This window comes from Gryllotalpicola sp. CP2-P1, from assembly GCF_057512245.1.
Map to the genome: position 1 here is coordinate 1 of NZ_JBLRDT010000378.1, position 1,309 is coordinate 1,309.

Sequence of the window (1,309 nt, forward strand, 5' to 3'; positions counted from 1 at the left end):
CAGCCGGGCCGAGACCGCACCGCGCAGGGCCGCTTCGACTCCGGGCCCGTCGGGCACCACCCGCCGCGAGGTGTCGAAGCCGCGCTCGGTGAGCCACTCGTGGATGATCGGCCCGGTCGCATCGGCATAGACGCCGGCGGCCGCCCGGGTCGACACCGTGAGAGCGAGCGCGGTCATACCTCGCGCCGATCGTCCGAGCGCCACGGGCCCGACTTGCCCCCGTCCTTCTCGAGCACGCGCACTTCGGCGATGACGGCGCCCTTGTCGACGGCCTTGATCATGTCGTAGACGGTGAGCGCGGCGACCGAGACCGCGGTCAGCGCCTCCATCTCGACGCCCGTGACGCCGACGGTCTTCACCGTCGCGCGGATCTCGATGCGATCGCCGGCAGCGGCCAGCTCGACGTCGACGCCGGTAATCGGCAGGGGGTGGCACAGGGGCACGAGCTCCGGCGTCTTCTTCGCAGCCATGATCCCTGCGATGCGCGCGACGGCGAGCGCCTCGCCTTTCGGCAGGCGACCCTGCGCGACGAGCTCGACCACGTCGGGCCGGGTGACGACGGCGCCGAGCGCCACGGCGCGGCGCGCGGTGATCTGCTTCTCGCTCACATCGACCATGTGCACGGCGCCGTCGGCGCGCAGATGCGTGAGCCCCTGCGAGCTCGCGGTCTCGGCGGGCTCGTCACTCATCGATCCTCCAGACCTCTACGGATTCCCCTGCGTCGAGGTGGTCGACACCGACCGGCACCTGCACCAGGGCATCGGAACGAGCGTACGCCGCCAGCAGATGCGAGCTCGGGCCGCCGACGAGCTCGACGGTCTGATCGGCCGTGACGCGCCCGCGGCGCACCTGGTGCTTGGCGACGGGGGAGTCGAGGGATGCCGCGAGCGGCAGCCGCAGCACGGGGCGCGGCCCGCGCAGCAGCGGCCGCAGGAACAGCTCGAACGAGACGAGCGCGCTCACGGGGTTGCCGGGGAAGCAGAGCACGGGGGTGGGGAAGCCGGACACGGTGATCGCCCCCAGACCCTGAGGCCCGCCGGGCTGCACGGCGACGGAGTCGAAGGTCACGCCGAGCGGCGCGAGTGTGTCGCGCACGACCTCGTGCGCGCCCGCGCTCACCCCGCCGCTCGTCACGACGAGCTCGACGGGGCCCGCCGCCTCGAGCGCCATCCGCAGATGGCCCGGGTCGTCGCTGTAGACGCCGGTGGCGAGCGCCACCCCGCCCGCGAGCGTGATCGCCGCCGAGAGCGAGACGGCGTTCGCGTCGTAGATCGCCCCGGGGCGCAGCGGCTCGCCCGGCTCGGCGAGC

Annotated in this window: 2 protein-coding genes; both read right to left on the reverse strand. The window is 73.6% G+C overall.

What is annotated here, in order from left to right:
- Positions 1-173: 173 nt before the first annotated feature.
- Positions 174-689 carry a cyclic pyranopterin monophosphate synthase MoaC gene (gene moaC, locus ACM2XV_RS15370; RefSeq protein ID WP_487027580.1) on the reverse strand — a complete coding sequence of 172 codons (516 nt, stop codon included), beginning with the start codon at positions 687-689 and terminating at the stop codon, positions 174-176.
- A partial coding sequence (locus ACM2XV_RS15375; RefSeq protein WP_487027581.1) for a molybdopterin-binding protein occupies positions 682-1,309 on the reverse strand: 628 nt, incomplete at its 5' end. The genes ACM2XV_RS15375 and moaC, both read right to left, overlap by 8 nt.

Bases quoted from the DNA above. Each gene is read 5' to 3' on its own strand.
- moaC (WP_487027580.1), bottom strand. From the start codon at position 689: ATGAGTGACGAGCCCGCCGAGACCGCGAGCTCGCAGGGGCTCACGCAT.